Raw genomic sequence first — 19,075 nt, forward strand, 5'->3', positions numbered from 1 at the left:
TCTCCCCGGTCCCCGCCTGGCACATCCATGCGCCTTTCCACGTCGCTGACCACGACGGTCTTCAGCCATGTGAGCACACGAGGACGGACCGGGCCAGACCGGGAGAGTTCCCCACTCGTCCCGGAGAAGGTCCCGCATCGTCTCGCTGTGATGGCGTGCGGTCTAGTGGTCGCGCCTGGCTCGGCGCCATGCGAACCGGCCCACGGTGCGCAGACGTGCCGCCGCGGGTGCCTCCTTTATCGGCGCGTGGGGGCGAGGTGGCTGCAAGGTCTAAGGGAGTCGAGGTCTGCTTAGACGTCGTCTCATTTGGCGAGTCGGCGGTAGCTGATGAGGGTGGCTGCTATGGCGACGAAGGCGAGGAAGTGTTCGGGCTTGCGTTCGTAGCGGCGGAGCAGGCGGTGTCAGCCGGCGAGCCAGGAAACCGTCCTCTCAACGACCCAGGTGTGCCGTCCCAGCCGTGTCGAGGACTCGATGCCCTTGCGGACGATGCGGTGGCGGATGCCTCTCCTACTCAACCATCGGCGCAGGTGGTCGTAGTCGTAGCCCTTGTCGGCATGGAGCTTGGACGGGCGACGGCGGCGCGGTCCGCGGCGGGAGCGGATGGGCGGGATCCCGCGCACGAGGGGTTCCAAGCCGAGACTGTCGTACATGCGGGCGCCGGAGATACCCAGCGACAGCGGTAGACCGTTCCGGTCCGTGACCAGGTGGATTTTCGATCCCAGCTTGCCACCGTCGGTCGGATTCGGTCCCGTCAGTGGCCCCCTTTTGCCGCCCGGACGCTGACAGAGCCGATCGCGCACCGCGACCAGTCCCATTCTCCTCGGGCACCGAGATCGTCTAGGGCGACCCTGTGGAGCCTGGCCCAGACCCGACTCCCGGCTCCGCCGGGCGAAGCGCCAGTAGACGGTCGGCCAGGCCAGCCCGAACACCGGCGGCAGCTGCCGCCGAGTACACCCCAGGGCAGCCACGAAGATGATCGCTGCCAGGCATTGACGGTCCCGGCTCGGCAACGTCCGCCGCCCTGCGGGCGTATGACTTCCGTCGGCGGGACCACCCGCCGGAACAGAGCCCACAGCTCCTCCGGGACCAACCGTTCCAGCAGGTCCGTCATGCACGGCTCAACGAACCATCACTCCATCAGAAACGACGTCTTACTGCCGGGTCTTCTGCACGTGGGTGGTGTCGATGTCGAGGGAGGTGCCGTCGGCGCTGGTCGGCGCGATTTGCGGCACAGGGTTGCCGTGATGGTCGACCAGGGTGGAGTGAGTCTCGCCGGGGGCGAAGGCATGACCTTCTCCCCACTGTCGCAGAGTGAGAATGACGGGGAAGAGGTCGCGGCCGGCGCCGGTGAGAACGTATTCCTGGCGGCGGCCCGTTGGTGCGGTGCGCTGGACCAGGAGCCCGTGAGCGGTGAGCTTGCGGAGGCGGTCAGTGAGGATGTTGCGGGCGATGCCGGTGCGTCGCTGGAACTCGGTGAATGATCGTGCCCCGTCCATCGCATCACGGATGACGAGAAGGCTCCACCTGTCGCCGACGAGGTCGAGCGTGCGGGCGACGGGGCAGTCGGGGTCGGTCCAGTCGGGGTTTGCGGCGCGCATGGTGGTGCGCGACATGACACCTCCCGGTGGGTTGCGGATTGAAACCATCATGTCGCACGAGCTAATCGGTTGCAATCTGCTACCGCTATGTCGTACGGTCAAATCGGTTTCAAATTGCTACCGATTGGGGATCCGATGAACGTGTGGCGGCGGTTGCTGCTCGCGGTGGTATGTGGTGTCGCTGTGGCGAGCGTCTATGCCGCGCAGCCGGTCCTGGAGGTGATGGGACGCGATCTCGGTGTGCCGGCAGAACTCACTGGGTGGATCGTCGCGACCGGCCAGTTCGGCTACCTGGTAGGACTGCTGCTGCTGGTGCCGCTTGGCGATGTGGTCGCCAGCAGGCGCCGACTGATCGCCGGGCACCTGGCAGTCTCCGCAGTGGGCATGATCCTTACGGCCTCGGCGTCAGCCGCATGGATGGCGTTCGCGGGGCTCGCGGCGGCTGGGTTGTTCGCGGTTGTGGTGCAGACCACGGTGGCCTACGCCGCTTCGGTCTCGTTGCCTGCCGAACGCGGACGGAACATCGGTGTCGTGACCTCGGGCGTTGTGGTCGGCATCCTGGGTGCGCGGGTCGTCACTGGCACGCTCGCCGACGTGTGGGGCTGGCGGAGCATCTATGCCGTGCTCGCGGTGCTGTCATTCGGGCTCGCGGCCCTCGTCCTCTTCGTACTGCCGCCAGAGGAGCGCCCCAACCGGCCTGCGGGGTACAAGCAGGCCGTTGTTTCACTCGGCGGACTGTTCGGGCAGCGCCTCTTCTTGACGCGCGGGCTCATCGCATTCTTCTTGTTCGCATCGTTCGGAACCCTGTGGAGCGGACTGTCCCTGCCCCTGGCGGACGCACCGTGGCACCTGAGCGAGAGCCAGATCGGAGTGTTCGGCATCGCCGGACTCGCCGGCGCACTCGGCGCAGCACGCGCGGGACGGTGGGCGGATGCAGGACGGGCTATCCCGGTCACCGGTTTCGCGCTCACCCTGCTCATCCTCTCGTGGGCAGCGATCGCGCAGTTGCCGTGGACGCTGTGGCTCCTCATCGTCGGAATCGTGGCTCTCGACTTCGCGGTCCAGGCCGTGCATGTGAGCAACCAGCACCTGCTCACCGCCGCGCATCCGGATCGCACCAGCAGCGTCATCGGCGGCTACATGGCCTTCTACTCGCTCGGCTCCGCCCTCGGCGCAGCCGCAACCACCGCCATCTTCACCACCCACGGCTGGGCGGGCTCCAGTCTCCTCGGGACCGGATTCGCGGCCTGCGCGCTGGTCATCTGGGCGACTAACAGGCGACTGCCCCTCGATAGTGCGAACCTCCGATCCGAGAAAACAGGCACGCACCAGGCGCAGGAGGAAACTCAAGGGACACCTGCGTAAAGGACGTCGCGGCCGGGACGACGCACAGTGGTCTTCGGCCCGGTTCCCGGCGGACCCCCGCCGCCGGGAACCGGACCGGAACCCACTGCGCGACGTCCCGGCCCGCAGACCGGCAGACGGCAGACCGGCAGACCGGCAGACGAGCTTGCCGGATTCGGGCGAGGTCGGGTTCGGCACACCTGGCCGCCCCGAGTCCACCGTTGGTCGGGCAGGGTAGTGTCGGACGCTCAGGGGGTGGCGACACTGAACAGCAGGATCAAGGTGAGGATGGCACGGCCCTCGCCGGCAGGACCCCGATTCCTTCGTGCGCCAAACGTGGTCTGATCTCGTCGGTGTAGCCGGAGAGGCAGCCGCCGCCGACAACGAGCAGGGTACGACCGGATGAGGCCAAGACCTGTTCCATCACAACCCACAGCGGGCCTCCGCCAGAGCACGGTAGTGGGCCGGCCGAACACGGAGCATGGCGATCTCCACGGCGCAGACCGCGGCTCGGACATCTGCTCGCCGATTGTGGGACAGGGCATCCGGTGCCGGCACAGGGCACGCTTCCTCACGGCGGGGAGGACGTCGTAGCCGCTGCCGAGTTCGGTGACATCGCGCTCGGACCACAGCGCGACCATGCGCCCGAGACGGATCATGCCGTCGTCGGCGTCCAGCGAGAGGTAGCCGCAGGCGCGCAGGAAACGCAGGGCGGTGGGGATGCGCGGTCTGGCCCAGTACAGCCACACCGCCAACCCCGATAACAACAGAAGTCTTCACCCGAAGCGGTCAGCAACGATGCCGGTGACGACGATCAACGCCGGAGCTGCCAGCATGTAGACAGCGATGATCCACTGGAGATCCTTAGTCGACGTCCCGAGGGCGCTCAGGGCCGACTGCAGCCCGTTGAACACCCCCTCCCGGTTCATCCCTCAACTCGCGTGTCATACCCGGGGTTCCCAGTCCTCGCCCTTGGTATGTCTCCCTCAGGAGGCATCAACCGATCGAGGAGTCCTGGCTAATTCGCGCCGGGTGACAAACGGAAGGCAGCAAGCAATTCACCCTACGCCCGACATCTCGCTCTGCCTGACGACCCTCTCCTGGAAATCGAGCCATGCCTTCGCGCATTCTCCGGCCAGGTCAGCCACCGAGCCCGCACGATGCGGCGGCACATTGGCCAGGGCTTGCTCCCATTCTTGCGTTCGCCCGAGATGCAGTTCGAGCAGACGCAACAGAAAACGCCCCGTCTCCGTCATACGCAGGGAGGGGTCCTGAATCAGCGCCGCCAAGGTCGTCTGACTTCGTTCGCGGTCGACCTCCTGACGGAGATCAGGTATCGAACTCGCGGCATGGGGGCGCTTCGCCGGAGCGGCCGGCGCAGACCGATCCGACTCGGCCGCAACGGCAGCCGGAACACAGTGTTGCCCCATCTCGCCACCCGGTCCCCGAGCTGCCTCGCACGGAAGGGTGTGGGCAGGCATCCGCCGCACACGGCCATCGCGCCCGACCCGAGCCGCTGACTGAGGAACGTCCTCAGTCAGCCGCTGCCGCACCACCCCGACGGTCTTCGGCGACAGACCAACCAACCCGGCAATCATCCGGTCCGACCAGGCCGGATGGGCCCGAAGGATCCGGGTGGCGGCAGCCTTGCGGTCAGCCAGCGTCAGCGGTAGCCCGTGTGCACTGTTGGCCCGCACCGCCTCGACAAACGCATCCTCCACGCTGCCTGCGAAGAAGCGCACATCGATGGTGGCCCAGCCCAGCAGCTTCGCGGCGGCCAGCCGGTGCATACCGTCAATCACGCACATCGACTGACGGTGCACCAGCAAAGGCCGAAACTCGCCTAACTGCGCCAATAAGTGAACGTGGCTCAAATCCACGCCATTCAGTCGCGGCGTGTCTGCGGCGATGAGCAGATCCACAGGCACGGCCACAACATCTCCGGCCCCTTCGCCCACGGTGATCGGCGCGTCGCATGCGGAGCTCCTGTTACTCATTATCGTCCCCATTCTCGGAGTGACGTTCAAGTCCTTTTACGGAAAGAGCAATGCTCCTGGCGGAGGTGGTTGTCGACCCGTACTCGTCGCCGCACAGCGCGGTAGCGCGCAGCAGGTGCACAACGTCGACGACCCCCACCCTGGGGCAGTGCACCACGGTGGGCGACAGCGCAGTCTGCACCTCGGCCAGGGCCAGATGCTCCGCAGGTTCTCCCACTGCAGGCACGGGAAGTGGGGGCAGACGGGAGTTGACGGGCACCAGCTTCGTGCGGCAGGGCTCTCCTTGACTGCCACCCGCACAGTGCTCCTCTGCTGCGCCGACCAACACATCGGGTATGAGTGGCACCCCTCTCCGTACGCCGAGCGCCGGGTGACACCAGGCGCAGATGTGGTACCGAGCAAGAAGAACTCACCGCTAGTGCACGGCAGTTCGACACGATCGATGCGTTCAGCGCAAGGTGCTCGACAAGCCGCAGCGCAGTTTGGCCACCCCAGCCCCCTCAGCCAGACGAACCAATCGACAGTGCTTCGTGCCGTCTTGTGCACCATGTGCTGCCGCATCGGCACTCCCCCACGGCTCGCGCAAAGTGCGGCAAGGAGCTCAACACACGGTCGCGCGACCCAAGATCGCCCCGGACGCTACATAGCGGACGACAGACCGTCAAGGCATCCGCTGAAAAGGACAGTACGGATCGCGCCAGGTGTCACAGCTGCCCTGTTGCGCTGGTAGCCACGTCCGCCTGCTGCTGATCAGAGCATTGCTTCCGTTACGAACAGCCCGTTCCTCATTCCTCACAGCGATCTCTTGGAGCATGATGCGCCGGACCCCGCGCACACCTACTGGACGATCCTGGCTGTCCCCCGCCCGCAAGGCGGGACTCGCCGGCCTGGTGGGCACCACGGTCGAGTGGTACGACTTCTTCGTCTTCTCCACCGCATCCAGCCTGGTCTTCCCGGAGTTGTTCTTTCCCGGAGCCCAGCAGGCCACCGGTCTGCTGGCATCGTTCGCGACGTTCTGGGTCGGCTTTCTGGGCCGCCCTGTCGGTGCCGCGCTATTCGGTCATTTCGGGGACCGGCTCGGACGAAAACGCAGTCTGGTGGCGACACTTCTGCTGATGGGGGCGGCTACCGCGGGCATCGGACTGCTGCCTCAATACGACGAGGCGGGGGTCACCGCTCCGGTGCTGCTGTGCGCCCTGCGGTTCGTCCAAGGGATCGCAGTGGGCGGCGAGTGGGGCGGCGCGGTCCTGCTGGCCGGTGAGAACGCACCGCAGCGACGCCGAGTGACCCTGACGGCCATGGTGCAGCAAGGGGCCCCGCTGGCCTCCATCCTGACCAGCGCGGTCTTCCTCCCGTTCTCGCAACTGGGTGACGGCGAACTCCTGGCCTGGGGCTGGCGGGTCCCCTTCCTGCTCTCCACAGTCCTCATGACCGTCGGCCTGGTTATACGGCTGAAGGTGCCCGAATCCCCGGAGTTCGAGGAACTGTCGGCGCAGGGGCGGCTGGCGCCCAGCCCGGTGCGCGACACCTTGCAGCGGCACTTTCCGAAGATGGCGGTGTGCGTCGGGGCCTGTGCCGTTCCGGTTGCCGGGACGTATCTGGCCGGCACCTTCGTGCTGTCCTGGGCGACCGCGCACATCGGCTTTCCCCGGGAGAAGGTGCTGGGCGTGGTGCTATGCGCGGCTGTCACCCGGTTCCTGATCCAGCCCGTCGCTGCGATAGCCGCCCAGCGTTTGGGGGCTGCACGGATCTGCGCCCTGGGGCTAGCTCTGTACTTGCTCGCGGTTCCGCTCACTGTCCTAGCCTTGAAAAGCGGTTCGCTGGTCCGGATCGCGCTGGGGGTGTGCGCGTTGGAGTCGGCCAGCGCCATCGTCTACGCGGTGGTCGCCGCCCTGCTCGTCGATGCCTTCCCAGCCCGGGTGCGCTACACCGCGATCTCCTTGGCCCAGCAGTTGGCCGGTGTGGTGTTCGGGGGCACGGCGCCGGCTATGGCCCAGATCCTGGTCACGGTGGGGCGCGGCTCGCTGTGGCCGGTGGCGCTCTACCAGGCGGTCCTGGCCGTCCTGTCAGCCTGCTGCCTGCCGGCTCTGACGTCACCCGCCGCACTGCCACGGCGGCCGCACATCCCCTCCGGGAGGTGACCAATGCGCCAGGCTGGTTTCCCTGGGGCAACGTCGTTGGCCGGGCTAGACTTTCTCCCTTTGGCAGACGGTTGGCTCCTGCCTCTGTTGGGAAGGGCGAGAGATGCGCAGTACCGGATCGGCACGCGGCGAGGACGACCGTCCGCTGCTCCTGCAACTCGAGCAGCGTCTCAACAAGCTGATCGAGACGCTCTATCCCGACGAACGCACCCGTCCCGGTTACGCGCGGCTCGCCAAGGAGATCCGCGAGACGACCGGAGGGGCCATCTCTGCCACCTATCTCTGGGAACTGGCCACCGGAAAGAAACGCAACCTCACGCTTGAACAGCTGGACATTCTCGCGCAGTTCTTCGGAGTACCACCCGAATATTTCCTCAACGACGAGGTGTCAGAACGGGTCAATGCCCAGCTAACGCTGGCCACCGCACTGCGCGATACCAAGATCCGCAGTCTGGCGCTGCGCGCCGAAGGACTTTCACCTGCCAGCCTGGATGCCCTACTCGCTATGGTCGACGAGGCTCGCAAACTGCAAAACCTCTCGGCGATGAACCACCCAGGTCCCCCGCGACCGGATCCCCGTGACTGAGGCAGCGTTCCCCTCGGGATACCCGGGTGGGCTGGGTCCGTTGTTATGCCACTGGTATTCCGGATCGCACGTGCCCGAAAGCGACCGGTCTTCCCCACAGCAGGCTATTGGGAGACGCATGCCGAAAAAGTACGCTCAATTACATCAGCGTTGCCAGTCGATCCTGGACCAACTCAGTGTGCCAAATCCCTTCACCATCGATGCTTTGTGCCAGGAGCTGTCCGCCCAGCGGAGACGTCCGTTGCATCTGCATCCGCTGCCGCAACAGGCCGCCCGGAACAACATCTGCGGCATGTGGCTCGCCACCGAGACCGACGACCACATCTTTTTCGAGCAGCGCACCAGCCGAGTGCATCAAGAGCACATCCTGCTGCATGAGATCGGGCACATGCTGTTTGACCACTGCGGCACGGACCTGGGCCACAGCGAGGCATCTCAGGCCCTTCTCCCCGATCTGAACCCGCAGTTGGTGCAACGGCTGCTCGGCCGTGCCAGTTACACCAACCGTCAGGAACAGGAGGCGGAGATGCTTGCCAGTCTGCTGCGCATCCGCGCATCACAGTCCGCCGCCAGAGCTCCACACGGCGTGCTGGGCCGGCTCGAAGCCGCTCTGGGGGCGCGTGCCGCGGATGAACTCTGAACCCTCCAACGTGCTGTGCTGGTTCGACTACATCTGCGTGGGCTGCCTATGGCTGGCTCTGGCGCTGCGTGCCTCCGCCGCACTGCGCACCCCTGAGCAGCGCGGACTGTGGTTGGCTGTGGCCACCGCTGCGGTGGCGATGACGCTCATGCTCCCCGCCGCGACCCAACTCGCCCTCCAAGCTGCTGGAGGGGTCCACACCATCGCCCTGGCACGGAACATGAGCGGAGTCCTCTCGTCGGGCGCAGTCCTGTACTTCGTCTCGGAAGCCGCCGGCGACCGCCGATTACGTCTGGGCGTGTGCTATGTGACGAGCCTGGCCATGGTGTCCCTACTGATCCTGGATTCCCTGGCTCCACCGCACCAGGAACACGCCGTAACAGGCCACGGTGCACCGACTCCCTCCATTGCCTTTTGGCTCGTCTTGGTTGCGGACCATCTCGCCGCGGACATCGCCTGCACCTGGCTGTGCCGCCAGTACAGCAGACGCACGGCCAACCCTGTCCTGAAGGCGAGCTTACGGATGTTCGGAATCGGCACCGCGCTCTCCTTCTTATTCTGGTTCTGCCAGCTCATCAGCCTGCTGTTCCACACCGATCGGCTGCTGCCGTATCTCCCGTACGTCATGGACTTACACGGGCTGCTACGCGCGATCGCCCTCCTGGTGCCCTCGCTGTGGGCCGTGCAGGTTGCCGTGGCGGAGATCTGCACCATCTGGCACCTGTGGCCGCTGTGGCGCGACCTGGTACAGGCCGTGCCGAACGTCGCGTTCATCACACCCCGCCACCGACTGCTCGAGATCGTGTGGCCGCAGGCACCTTGGCGGCTGCTGGCCTACCGCAAAATCATTGAGACCCGGGACGCCATCCTTGTCCTCAACAACTATGTGGCCGCCGGTACATGGGCTCGCGCGCGCCGCCATGTGGCCGCTGTAGGTGTCGCTCACGCCAAAGTCGATGCAACGGTGCTCGCGTGTGTGATGACAGGGGCACGCAGCGCCAAGCTCGCCGGCCTGCCTCACCAGCCGTCCGCCGGCGGTCTCGGCAACTTCGACAAAGGCGACCTCGCAAGCGAGAAAGCATTCCTCCTCGACATGGCGCGAGCTTACGCCTCAGCCCCAGCCCGGAACTTCGCGATCCATCCGAACACATCCGACAGGAAGTGAGTATTGATGACCACCATCGTCATCACCGGAGCGACCGCGGGCATGGTGCCGCCTCCGCCCGACGGTCCGCGGGCAGAGGTGGGGTGACCTCGTGCTGGTCGCACGAGACAAGGTGGTGATGGACTCACCGACGCCAGCAGCGACGTCGGTGAGGGTCTCTCGTTCTTGCACAGGTGGGCCAGGCGAGAAGGGCCTGCTCGAAGCAGCCCAACCTCCTCCAGCGCGAACCGGGTTCACGCCATTTTGCGTAGGCGAGCCAGGAGATGTGCTCAACCAGCTCCTACGGGACATCGAGCGTGGCAGGGCAAGGAACGAACGACGCCCCTTGGAGGCTGTGTACTGAGTGGAATCACCGCACCAACGACAAGGGGCTTCCACGTCACCCCACCTGCCCTGCTCCTTTCACCCTTCCGTAATAGGGTGAAGAGGGTTCAGTCAGAGTTCGGGGCAGACCCGTCAGCGGCGTCACCAGGTACATCGTCACTGTCAGAGTTGTAGCGACTTTGTCCGCAGAAATTCCATGAGTCCGTGCTTGCCGAGTTCTCGCCCGACGCCTGATTGCTTATGGCCGCCGAAGGGAGCGAGCGGGTTATATGCCCCGCCGTTAACCGTCACTTGGCCGCACTCCATCGAGCGCGCAAAGGCGATTGCCTGATCCTCCTCGGCCGCCCAGACGGCCCCCGCCAAGCCGAAGTCGGAATCATTGGCAATGCGCAGAGCGTCCATTTCGTCCTCGTACCTCATGAACGAGAGCACAGGGCCGAAGATCTCCCCGCGAGCAATGCTCATCTCGGCAGTGACGTCAGCGAAGACAGTAGGGCGGATGTAGTGACCCTTGTCCCGTCCTTCAGGGGCCTCAGGGCCACCCGCGACAAGACGGGCACCCTCTGCCACACCACGACGGATATAGTCGCAGACTTTCTCTCGCTGGGCGCTACTCACCACCGGGCCCAGGCGGCAGTCGGGATCGGCCGGGTCGCCGGGAACATAGGAAGCAATCTCCTCGACGGCGATCCGAAGCGCCTCTTCATAGTCATCGGCATGCACCAACGTGCGCGTCAAGGCGTTGCAGGACTGTCCTGCATTGCGCATCACGTCAGCGACATTGGCACGAACAGCCCGGGCGAGGTCTGCTCCGGGGAGGATGACATTGGCGGACTTGCCGCCAAGTTCCAGGGCTACACGCTTAACATGAGCGCCGGCAACAGACCCGATGTGCTTGCCGACGGTCGTGGAACCCGTGAACGAGATCATGTCGACCCCAGGGTGGCGTACCAGCGCTTCCCCAGCCTCCGTTCCCCTGCCGGTGACCAGGTTGAAGACCCCCGCAGGGAAGCCTGCGGCTGCCACGCACTCGGTGAACATCTGGGCCGAAAGAGGCGTCAACTCCGCAGGCTTGAGGACCACCGTGCAGCCGGCGGCGAGTGCAGGAACAACCTTGCAGACGATTTGGTGCACCGGGTAATTCCACGGTGTGATGGCGCCCACGACTCCGACGGGCTCAAGCAGGACAAGCGAGTTGCCAACGCGCTCCTCGAAGGCGAAGTCGGCCGCAAGCTCAGCATGCAAGCGAGTCACGGTGACCGGCAGACCGGCTTGAACCCTGCGGGAGAACCCGATCGTGGTACCCACCTCAGCTGTGATGAGTGAAGCCATCTGCTCCTGACAGGCAGCGAGTTCGTCAGACAACGCAGCCAGTAACTCGGCACGGCGAGTGGGCGCGGTGGCCGCCCACCCCGGCAGCGCCGAACGAGCCGCGTTGACTGCAGCATCAACATCGGCTGCAGAACCGGCTGGGACAGCTCCGATGACTCGCTCGTCCGACGGGTTGATGACCTCAATGGCGTCTGTCCCTGACGCAGGTCGCCAGTGCCCTCCGATGAACACCTCATCGTGTGCATTCACAAGCATGCTCCTCCATACGTCGGGCGGTAGCGCAAACACAGCCATGAAAACTGTATGGCACACCAACCTCGATCATTCGTGAGGGGCCGATACTCGTTGGCACTGCTCAGGCGGGGCTCGGGAGGGTATGCAGCCGGTCGAGCGCACCCCTGGTCACTCGGTGCACAGCCAGCCCTGCCGCGGGCGCATCAAGGTATACGAGCCCTGTCTACGATGGTCCGTGAACCGGGGGCTCAGTTGCCCGCCGACGACGAACTCAAGTTTCCAGCAGGCCAGTCAATCTAACGGCTGTGTCGCACATCCGGTGGTATCGGGGCGTCATTTCATGCCCGTGAAGCTGGCGATGTGACAACTCTGCAGGCCAATGGATTCGAGTGACATCCAAGGAGGGCGGTGCCAGCCCTGCTGTCGGATGCCTTCGAGCAGGGGCCGCTCACCCCGAACGTCCGTAGGCTGACTGGTGAATCACCAGATCAGAGCGCCTGCGGAGACCCAAAACGTACCATGTCGGAGACGCTCCGTTACCGCCAAATGTCCGACAAAGTCGTTCTCTCTAAAGCCCCCTCGACGACTTCCTGTTGGAGCACCCCTTCATCGCGAGTCCCCAGGGCGATCGACGCGCCATCCCCCACATCGACATCCTGCTCCATCCCAACGACCGGTGCCCTGACCGGACCGGAGTGGGCTGATGGCGGCCACCGCCTCGCCCGAGCGGCCGGCATCGAAGTCCCCAGCGACGAGCTCGGCTGCCGCTGGGGCGCCGGCCAGGCCCAGCCTCCTTCTGGGGCCCTGGTCCGCCATGGGTTCCAGCCCCGCAACCGGCCCTGCCGAACGGGCCTGTCCGGGTGGTCCGCTACAGGCGCGGGGTGCGCGCCTCGATCCGGTAGTCGAAGGCGGCACCGCCGACGCCGACCTGGGTCACCCCGCCGTCCACGGTGAGGGCGGCCCCGTTGACGTAGGACGAGGCGGGCGACAGCAACCAGTCGATCGCCTCGGCGACCTCCTCCGGATCACCCGGCCGCCTGGAGGGAGTCAGCCGGTTCGCCTCCTCGTACGCCGCCTCGGCACCGCCCGCCAGCCCCGCCTCCGCCGCAAACCGCGCCATCCGCTGGTCGGCCATCTCCGTACGCACCCAGCCCGGGCACACCACGTTGGCCCGCAACCCCTGCGGCCCGTAGTCGACGGCCAGGGAACGGCAGAGGTGGAGCAGACCCGCCTTGGACGTCGCATAGGCGGCGTTGCCGACGCTGTTGCGGAGCGCGGCGACCGAGGCGACCGCGACCACCGCGCCGCGGGCCGCCAGCAAATGCGGCAGCGCGGCACGCAGCAGCAGGAACGGGCCGGTGAGGTTGGTCCGTATCAGCTCTTCCCAGTCCTCGACGTCGGTGTCGCCGACCGCGCCGCCCCGCCCGATTCCGGCGTTGAGCACCACACCGTCGAGTCTCCCGTAGGCCGTCACCGTCGTCTCGACGAGCTCGCACACGGCCTCGGGGTCGGCGACGTCGGAAGGGTGGGCCAGCGCTCCGGTCTCCTCAGCCACCCGGCGCAGCGGCTCGGGTCGCCGCCCGGAGATCACGACCTGGTGCCCGGCGGTGCGCAGCAGCCGGGCGGTGGCGGCCCCGATCCCCGTTCCCCCGCCCGTCACCAGGACAACACGCTGTTCCGACATGCTCGTTCGCCTCCGAAGGTGGTCAACTTCCGGTTCCCCGTACTGCGAGCTTACGAAGCGCCGGCACCGCCGGGCCGACCGGGTGCCGCTGCCGTCGACACCGCGACTGGGTGCAGGGCGAGAACAACCGCGGCGAAGGGCAGCGGCGAACAAAGCGGCGGTGTCCTGATCCAACGTCAACCCGTACGGCACCTTCCGCCTGGACATGGACAAGCGGATCGACCTGGCACCGGCCCCGCCGTGCCCCGCCCCCGCACCGCGACGGCGACGCTGACTTCGAACTGAAGATCGTCTAGCGGTAGGCTCATTCCGCAACACGACGCGAAGGGGAGATCGGTGGCGCGGGTTGCGGTGATCGGTGGGGGTATCAGCGGGCTGGGGACGGCGCTCATGCTTGGCCGACGGGGCCACACGGTCACGTTGTTCGAGCAGGACGCACGGCAGGCCGGAGAGGACCTGAACCGGGACTTCTTCCACTGGGACAGGCCCCGAGTCCCGCAGGCCAACCATCCCCACTCGTTTCTCGCGCCCGTCCGCACCGTGTTGCGCACCGAGACCCCTGATGTCTACACGGATCTGCTGGCACGCGGAGCCCGGGAATACCACGACTTCGACTGGTTCGGTGAGCATCCGCCGCATCGGGCCGGCGATGAGGACTTGGTGACGCTGCGCACCCGCCGCATCGTGTTGGAGGCCGCCCTGACCGCGGCCGTGCGGCGGGAACCCACCGTTGAAGTGCGGCGAGGCTGCCGGGTGCGCGCCCTCACCTTCAGGGAGGGCCGCCCTGCCCGGGTCACCGGTGTTCAGGTGGGCGCGGAAATGCACCAGGCTGACCTCGTCATCGACGCGTCCGGTCGCCGCTCGCCTGTCCCCGACTGGCTAACCGCGGCCGGCTGCCGTCCGCCCGTGGTCGACAGCCACCGCACCGGAATCGCTTATCTGTGCCGCTGGTACCGCCTGCGTGCCGACGGCCCGCGTGATCCCGGACGGGTGAAGACCGGCTCGGCCGCACCGTTCGCGCTCGCCGGCGTCTTCCCTTCCGACAACGACACCTTCGCGGTCAGCCTGGTGCTCTCCACGGGCGATCCGACCCGCGGCGCGCTCACCGACCCTGCCGTGTTCGAGGCCGTCGCCCGCCGCTTCCCCGCCACCGCCGCCTGGCTCGACCTGGCCCCCGAAGCACAGACTGACGTCCTGGCGATGGCCGGCCTGGACAACCGCTGGACTTCCCTCGCCGACGATGACGGACCTGTCGTCACGGGCCTGGTCAACGCCGGGGACAGCCTCGTCCACACCAACCCCACCCTCGGACATGGCGTGGCCCTCGGCCTGCGTGCAGCCCAGCACCTCGCCACCCATGTCGACCAGGTCGCCGCGGACCCCACCAGCTACCACACCTGGACGGCACAGGCCCTCCGCCCGTGGTTCGACGCGCAGGTGACGGCCGACCGCGGCAACGAGCAACGCCTCACCGAGAGCTCACCATCCTCGGATCGGCGGGCAGCTGCCCTGGCCGCTTGCGCTTTTGACGATCCCGTCGTCATGCGAGCCCGTGCCCAGGTACGCCATCTCCTGCAACCGGCCGACGACGCCTACGGCACCGACGAAGTGGACCGAGCCGTTACCGACTGGCTGGCCGACCACCCAGACTTCTCACCAACGCACGACGGACCGACTCGCGATCAGTGGGATGCACTCATTCCAGGCTGAGCACTTGCCTGGTACCTCACCTTCGACGCTAAGTGTTCGGCCTCGGAAGTCCTTCGGGAGTTGACTCCTGAGTCTGTCGCGTGCGCGGTGCCGGGGCAGACGTTGGGGTCGGTGGGGTAGAGGCTGCAGACGCAGTCCAGGGCGCCTGCGGTGCTGCCGGTGAGTAGGGCGGCGGTGTCCCCGTAATGGTTGCCGGCTGGTGGCGGTTCCTTTGCAGTGCTGTTTGTGATCTTTCACGAGTGCCCTTCAGGAGCTGCACCCCGGTAAAACAGATGCCGCAGACTGCACGTCGACGTAATGTGTGAAGCCGGTTGCTGTCTATTACCTGGCCGTTGATACGACCACAGCTTCGGGAGGACTGGATGGTTGCGGACTTAGTCAGGACTTGGGTGGCGGGCTGGGCCGTGTCCCGGCGGACGCCCCCGCCTGTCGAGAAGCCCTGGGGGTTCTATATCGAGGTGGCCGGAAACACCGAAGAAGTGGGACGCCATGTCCTGCCCGAGGCCGAGGAGTCTTTGGTTCGCAGCGCCGCGGCCTCGGTTTCCGTGGCGCGGACTTGGATGAAGATGCCCGGGGAGCCGGAGGAGATCGAGTCCTGGCTGTCCCAGGGGTGGGTGATGGAGGAGACCGGCCATCTGATGGCCGTTGACCTGACGGCCACGGACCCGGTCGCGCCCGCGGGGTACACCGCGGTCGTGGAGACCATTGGAGCCGTCACCTACGCTCGGGTGCTGGATGCGGCGGGCGAGCAGGCGGCCCAGGGGCAGATGGCATCCCTCGGGGAAGCCGTGGTCGTGGACCGGGTGATGACCGAGGAGGCCCATCGGCGGCGCGGGCTGGGCAACTTCGTGACGCGTACGCTTGCCGACCGCGCCCTGGAAACAGGCGCGGTCCTCGGCGTTCTCGGCGCGACCTACGCCGGGCGCGCGCTGTACGAGACGCTGGGCTGGAAGAAGCACGCGACGCTTGCGGAGTTCGTCTACCGGCCCTGAAGCAGGAGTCATGGCGCGGGGAGCGATGCACTGTCAGCGCCACCAAAGTCGGCTCCGCATCGGGAGGCAGGCTTCGGCCTCGCGCAGGCAATCGCGTTCCGCAGGCTGAAACGAGCGGCCCTCGCTCTGCGCACAGCGAGACAGGGGGCGCGGCCGACCTGCCATGTACTCCTTCACGTGGTTCTGGAGGAGTACAGTCGAAGAAGAGGATCAGATGCCGTGCGTTGAGCTCCGGGAAGCTGTGGCTGACAACTTTGCAATCCCTATCGGGGAAGACGTAGCGGTGGGCGTCCTCGTAGACGGATCCGGCCTAGTCGTCGCGCGCGGTGGCGAAGCGGAGCCCGGATTCTCTCGGCGTTCATTACAGCTGTGAGACCTCACGCCACGCATTACTCTCGCCAGATCGAGCAAATGATCAGGCCATCCCACGGGCTTCGCGCCCTCGGAAGATCAGGCGTCGATATGGTCATGTCCGTTGTCGATAACGGGGGTTGGCCAGTGCAAACTAAGCAGCGTCGAATCAGTGGGGCGGCGGCAGCGGCTGCCTGTGGGGTCCTGGTGCTGGCGACCGGATGCAGCAGTACGCCTGCCGCTGGCAAGCACGACACCGAGCCAACAGCCTCCCGGGCTGCAGATCCAGGTTCTGCGGCCTCCCCGGGGCTCTCCCCCACCGACCTCAAGCCTGTCCAGGGCCAACGGCTGCGTCATTACCTGCTGACCACCGATGACCTAGGGCCGGGGTACACGCAGACCGAGACTCCCGACGATGAGAAGGCCGCCGACCCTCACCGGTACGACAACGTAGGAATGAGCGGCTGCCCTGCGCTGGAAGAGCTGAGCAAGCACAGCGACGAAGTGCAGTTCGCGACGAAGACCTCCGCCGGCTTCACGTTCGGCGCGGACTCCGAGCTGGGCGAGGAGCTCCACAGCGATACGCCGTCCAAGCTGTCCGCAGGGCTACGCAGGCTCATGCACGCCCAGACGTCCTGTCCCACATACACCATGACCTCCGGCAGTACTCCACTCACCGTCACGGTGCACAAAGATTCCGCCCCCAGGCCAGGTCCCGACGCCTACGCGTACACGACCACGCTCAACGGGCCAGGAGGAACCTCCGTGCTCAAGACAGCCGCCGTCCGCCGCGGCAACCTGCTGGTGATGCTCGTGGGCGCGCCCGCCCTGGTCGACGGGCACATCGAGGCCGCAGTCGCCAAACTCCCGGCCAGCTGAGCCGCCCCTCAGCCAGTGCGGTTCATGAGGCGCGAATCATGGCTCCGTAGGCGTCGGTGACTTTGTGCACCGTTTCCGGCGCGGGCGGGGCTGGCCAGACGAGGAGGAGGTGTCCTCGATGGGATCGTCCTCGACCATCAGCAGATCCTGGCCCTGGTCGCGGCCGCGGGCATGGACACTGACCCGGTAGGGGCCGGGCCCGGGAAAGTCGGGCAAGTCGAAATCATCGACATTGAACGTCATCCCACCGCGTCTGCGACCGGGCAGGGAGAGGCTGACCTCGACGACCTCGTCCCAGGAATCGAGGTCGGCCTCCTGGGGGGCGCGCGGATGTCGACGCTGACGCGGACGTCGCCGGTCTCGGTGCCGGTCATCACGACGGCGAAGCCCCGGCACCGCGAAGTGCCCAGGGGTGTCAAAGGCGGCGACCGGCGGCTCGACGCCCCGGAGGTCGGCATGGTGTGGGAACCCGGCGAAGAGACATGGGAGACCAAGCTCGCCGCGCTGCGCTCGTACCAGCGGGCCACTGGAGGCGACTCCAGGCGGGCGGGTGGTGTTTACGGCCGGCGGGAGGTCATCGTCTGCGCCTCGGCGAGGTAGGCCGCCACGGGCTTTTCGTGGCGCCACTGGTGGAGCGACTTGGTGAAGATCTTGATGTAGTCCCCGCCCCGTACGGTCTGGAGCCTGGTGAAGAGCTGCAGGGACTCACGCCCGAGCCGCAGGCCGGCTTCCCAGTCTCCCTGCTGCGCGTGCGCGGTGGCCAGAACCGACAGCCGGATGCCGCGCGACCTCGCGAACGCGTCGCCGGGCATCGCTCCCAACGCGTGCCACGCGAAGGTCGACTTCGGGCGGCCGAGGTCGCGGAAGATTTCGGCGGCGTCCGAGATGATCCGCTGCCGGTTGAAGAATTCGATCCAGGTGCGCTCTCCGCGCCCTTCCGTCATCCCCTGTTCCTCAAGTCGCTCGGCGGCGGACAAACAAGCGCATGCCGACCGGCCGTCCCCGGCCCGGGCGTGGGCTCGTGCCTCGATCAGCTTGGCGAACCCCAAAACCCGGGGATCGGCACCGGGCACCCGCTCGTAGGCCCCTTGGGCCATGTCGATCGCCTGAGAGGGGAAGCCCCGCATCAGCGACTGCATCGCCATGGTGGTGAGGACGTAGGACCCGAGGTGGATGTCGCCGGCGGCCTTGGCCATCCTGAGCGCCTGGATGTAGTGCCGTTGGGCGGTCTGGTGATGCCCCGCGTCGAAGGCCGTCCAGCCGGCGAGTCTGGCCATCTCGGCGGTCACCGAGAACAGGTCGCGCCCGTCGCGCTCCGTGTACCGGGCCCTCAGCAGCGGAGTGACCCTCTCGTACAGGTACTCGGTCAGGGACTGCGATTTCCACGCGGCTGCGCCGAACCGCGAGTCCCAGGCCCGTGCCGCCGCGGCTGCCTCGCGCAGTTCCTCGATGTGCCCGCGCTCCACCGTGGTGCGGCCGGTCGGCCGCGCCACGGGCTCGGTCGGGCTGATCAGCCATCGGGCCACCGGTTCGGAGAACGCGGCGGCGACGAACGGCGCTGTCGTCAGGAAATCTCGTCGGTTCAAGGCGCTCCAATACGAAGCCGCTTCGGACAATGCCTGCTGCTGGTCCCTCGGGTAGCTCAGCCCGACACTACGGTCGGTGTTCGCCGACTCCATTCTGATGTCGGCGAGATCGACTGCACGGCCCAGGCTTTCCGTGAGTACCGTGCAGATGTGTCGTGGAATCGGCCACTTCGGCATCATTCCCCTGCGACACCAATTCGCCACGGAGGTGTGGGTGTACTCGGTGGACAGCCCTTGCGATAAGCAGATCTGATTCAGCCGGTGGGCCAGTCTTTTGTGACTGATCCCCGATTCGGAGATCAGCGCCTCCAGCTGGGTGTTCGCCTTGTGCCCGGTGTCCGTTCCCGCCACCATCACCCTCACCCTCGCTCATCGTCCGGGTCGGCTTGACTTACCCAAGTCCAGTGTATGGCAGGGGAGTTCGTATGTGTTCGGACCGCGATTCGTGAGCCCCAGCCGTGAGCCCTGTGCTCCCGCGCCGCCCTTGCTCTCCTGGTGTCGGGAGAGTTCGA

16 protein-coding genes are annotated in these 19,075 nt (G+C 66.5%); 9 read left to right on the plus strand and 7 right to left on the minus strand.

Annotated features, from left to right (window positions below; translation table 11 throughout):
• Positions 1–401: 401 nt before the first annotated feature.
• On the minus strand, positions 402–1,115 hold the full coding sequence (locus CPH93_RS00205) for an IS5 family transposase (RefSeq protein ID WP_331716970.1): 714 nt from the start codon (positions 1,113–1,115) through the stop codon (positions 402–404).
• Between the two features lie 36 nt (positions 1,116–1,151).
• A complete protein-coding gene (locus CPH93_RS00210; protein WP_096211525.1) occupies positions 1,152–1,613 on the minus strand; it encodes a winged helix-turn-helix transcriptional regulator in 462 nt (153 codons plus the stop codon).
• A 120-nt stretch (positions 1,614–1,733) separates the two neighbouring features.
• Between CPH93_RS00210 and CPH93_RS00215 the strand changes: the two genes are divergently transcribed.
• Positions 1,734–2,963: an MFS transporter gene (locus CPH93_RS00215; RefSeq protein ID WP_096215215.1), complete on the plus strand. Its 1,230-nt coding sequence runs from the start codon at positions 1,734–1,736 to the stop codon at positions 2,961–2,963.
• 755 nt (positions 2,964–3,718) lie between these two features.
• Here the strand turns inward: CPH93_RS00215 and CPH93_RS35630 are convergent.
• A complete protein-coding gene (locus CPH93_RS35630; RefSeq protein WP_159394925.1) occupies positions 3,719–3,871 on the minus strand; it encodes a hypothetical protein in 153 nt (50 codons plus the stop codon).
• Positions 3,872–4,000: 129 nt separating this feature from the next.
• Positions 4,001–4,870 (minus strand): ParB/RepB/Spo0J family partition protein, encoded by an 870-nt coding sequence (locus CPH93_RS00220; protein WP_159394926.1) that lies wholly within the window; start codon positions 4,868–4,870, stop codon positions 4,001–4,003.
• 881 nt (positions 4,871–5,751) lie between these two features.
• On the opposite strand from CPH93_RS00220, the gene CPH93_RS00225 reads away from it, so the two are divergent.
• The 4 genes from CPH93_RS00225 (at position 5,752) to CPH93_RS00240 (ending at position 9,471) form a co-directional block, all read left to right on the plus strand.
• The gene (locus CPH93_RS00225; protein ID WP_096211527.1) at positions 5,752–7,080 is read left to right on the plus strand and encodes an MFS transporter; all 1,329 of its coding nucleotides are present in this window, start codon (positions 5,752–5,754) and stop codon (positions 7,078–7,080) included.
• A gap of 103 nt (positions 7,081–7,183) precedes the next feature.
• Positions 7,184–7,666 (plus strand): hypothetical protein, encoded by a 483-nt coding sequence (locus CPH93_RS00230; protein ID WP_173909689.1) that lies wholly within the window; start codon positions 7,184–7,186, stop codon positions 7,664–7,666.
• 118 nt (positions 7,667–7,784) lie between these two features.
• Positions 7,785–8,306 carry a hypothetical protein gene (locus CPH93_RS00235; RefSeq protein ID WP_096211528.1) on the plus strand — a complete coding sequence of 174 codons (522 nt, stop codon included), beginning with the start codon at positions 7,785–7,787 and terminating at the stop codon, positions 8,304–8,306.
• Positions 8,296–9,471 carry an MAB_1171c family putative transporter gene (locus CPH93_RS00240; RefSeq protein ID WP_159394927.1) on the plus strand — a complete coding sequence of 392 codons (1,176 nt, stop codon included), beginning with the start codon at positions 8,296–8,298 and terminating at the stop codon, positions 9,469–9,471. Before CPH93_RS00235 ends, CPH93_RS00240 begins: the two co-directional genes overlap by 11 nt.
• A 486-nt stretch (positions 9,472–9,957) precedes the next feature.
• Here CPH93_RS00240 and CPH93_RS00245 read toward each other — a convergent pair whose 3' ends face one another.
• Together CPH93_RS00245 and CPH93_RS00250 are read right to left on the minus strand one after the other, a co-directional pair.
• On the minus strand, positions 9,958–11,376 hold the full coding sequence (locus tag CPH93_RS00245; protein WP_096215217.1) for an aldehyde dehydrogenase family protein: 1,419 nt from the start codon (positions 11,374–11,376) through the stop codon (positions 9,958–9,960).
• Positions 11,377–12,229: 853 nt separating this feature from the next.
• Entirely contained in the window at positions 12,230–13,045 is an 816-nt protein-coding gene (locus CPH93_RS00250) for an SDR family NAD(P)-dependent oxidoreductase (protein ID WP_096211530.1), read from the minus strand.
• Between the two features lie 336 nt (positions 13,046–13,381).
• Between CPH93_RS00250 and CPH93_RS00255 the strand changes: the two genes are divergently transcribed.
• The 4 genes from CPH93_RS00255 to CPH93_RS37500 all read left to right on the plus strand — a co-directional run bounded on the left by CPH93_RS00255 (position 13,382) and on the right by CPH93_RS37500 (position 17,577).
• Entirely contained in the window at positions 13,382–14,755 is a 1,374-nt protein-coding gene (locus tag CPH93_RS00255; RefSeq protein ID WP_096211531.1) for an FAD-dependent oxidoreductase, read from the plus strand.
• Between the two features lie 362 nt (positions 14,756–15,117).
• Entirely contained in the window at positions 15,118–15,747 is a 630-nt protein-coding gene (locus CPH93_RS00260; RefSeq protein WP_096211532.1) for a GNAT family N-acetyltransferase, read from the plus strand.
• Positions 15,748–16,554: 807 nt separating this feature from the next.
• On the plus strand, positions 16,555–16,977 hold the full coding sequence (locus tag CPH93_RS00265; protein WP_096211533.1) for a hypothetical protein: 423 nt from the start codon (positions 16,555–16,557) through the stop codon (positions 16,975–16,977).
• 330 nt (positions 16,978–17,307) lie between these two features.
• Positions 17,308–17,577 carry a hypothetical protein gene (locus CPH93_RS37500; RefSeq protein ID WP_443031420.1) on the plus strand — a complete coding sequence of 90 codons (270 nt, stop codon included), beginning with the start codon at positions 17,308–17,310 and terminating at the stop codon, positions 17,575–17,577.
• On the opposite strand, the gene CPH93_RS00275 is transcribed toward CPH93_RS37500, so the two are convergent.
• A complete protein-coding gene (locus tag CPH93_RS00275) occupies positions 17,535–18,917 on the minus strand; it encodes a sporulation protein (protein ID WP_096215218.1) in 1,383 nt (460 codons plus the stop codon). The genes CPH93_RS37500 and CPH93_RS00275 overlap by 43 nt on opposite strands.
• Positions 18,918–19,075: the final 158 nt, after the last annotated feature.

The sequence above is a fragment of the Streptomyces sp. 2323.1 genome (assembly GCF_900221035.1).
GTDB classification, from domain to species: domain Bacteria; phylum Actinomycetota; class Actinomycetes; order Streptomycetales; family Streptomycetaceae; genus Streptomyces; species Streptomyces sioyaensis.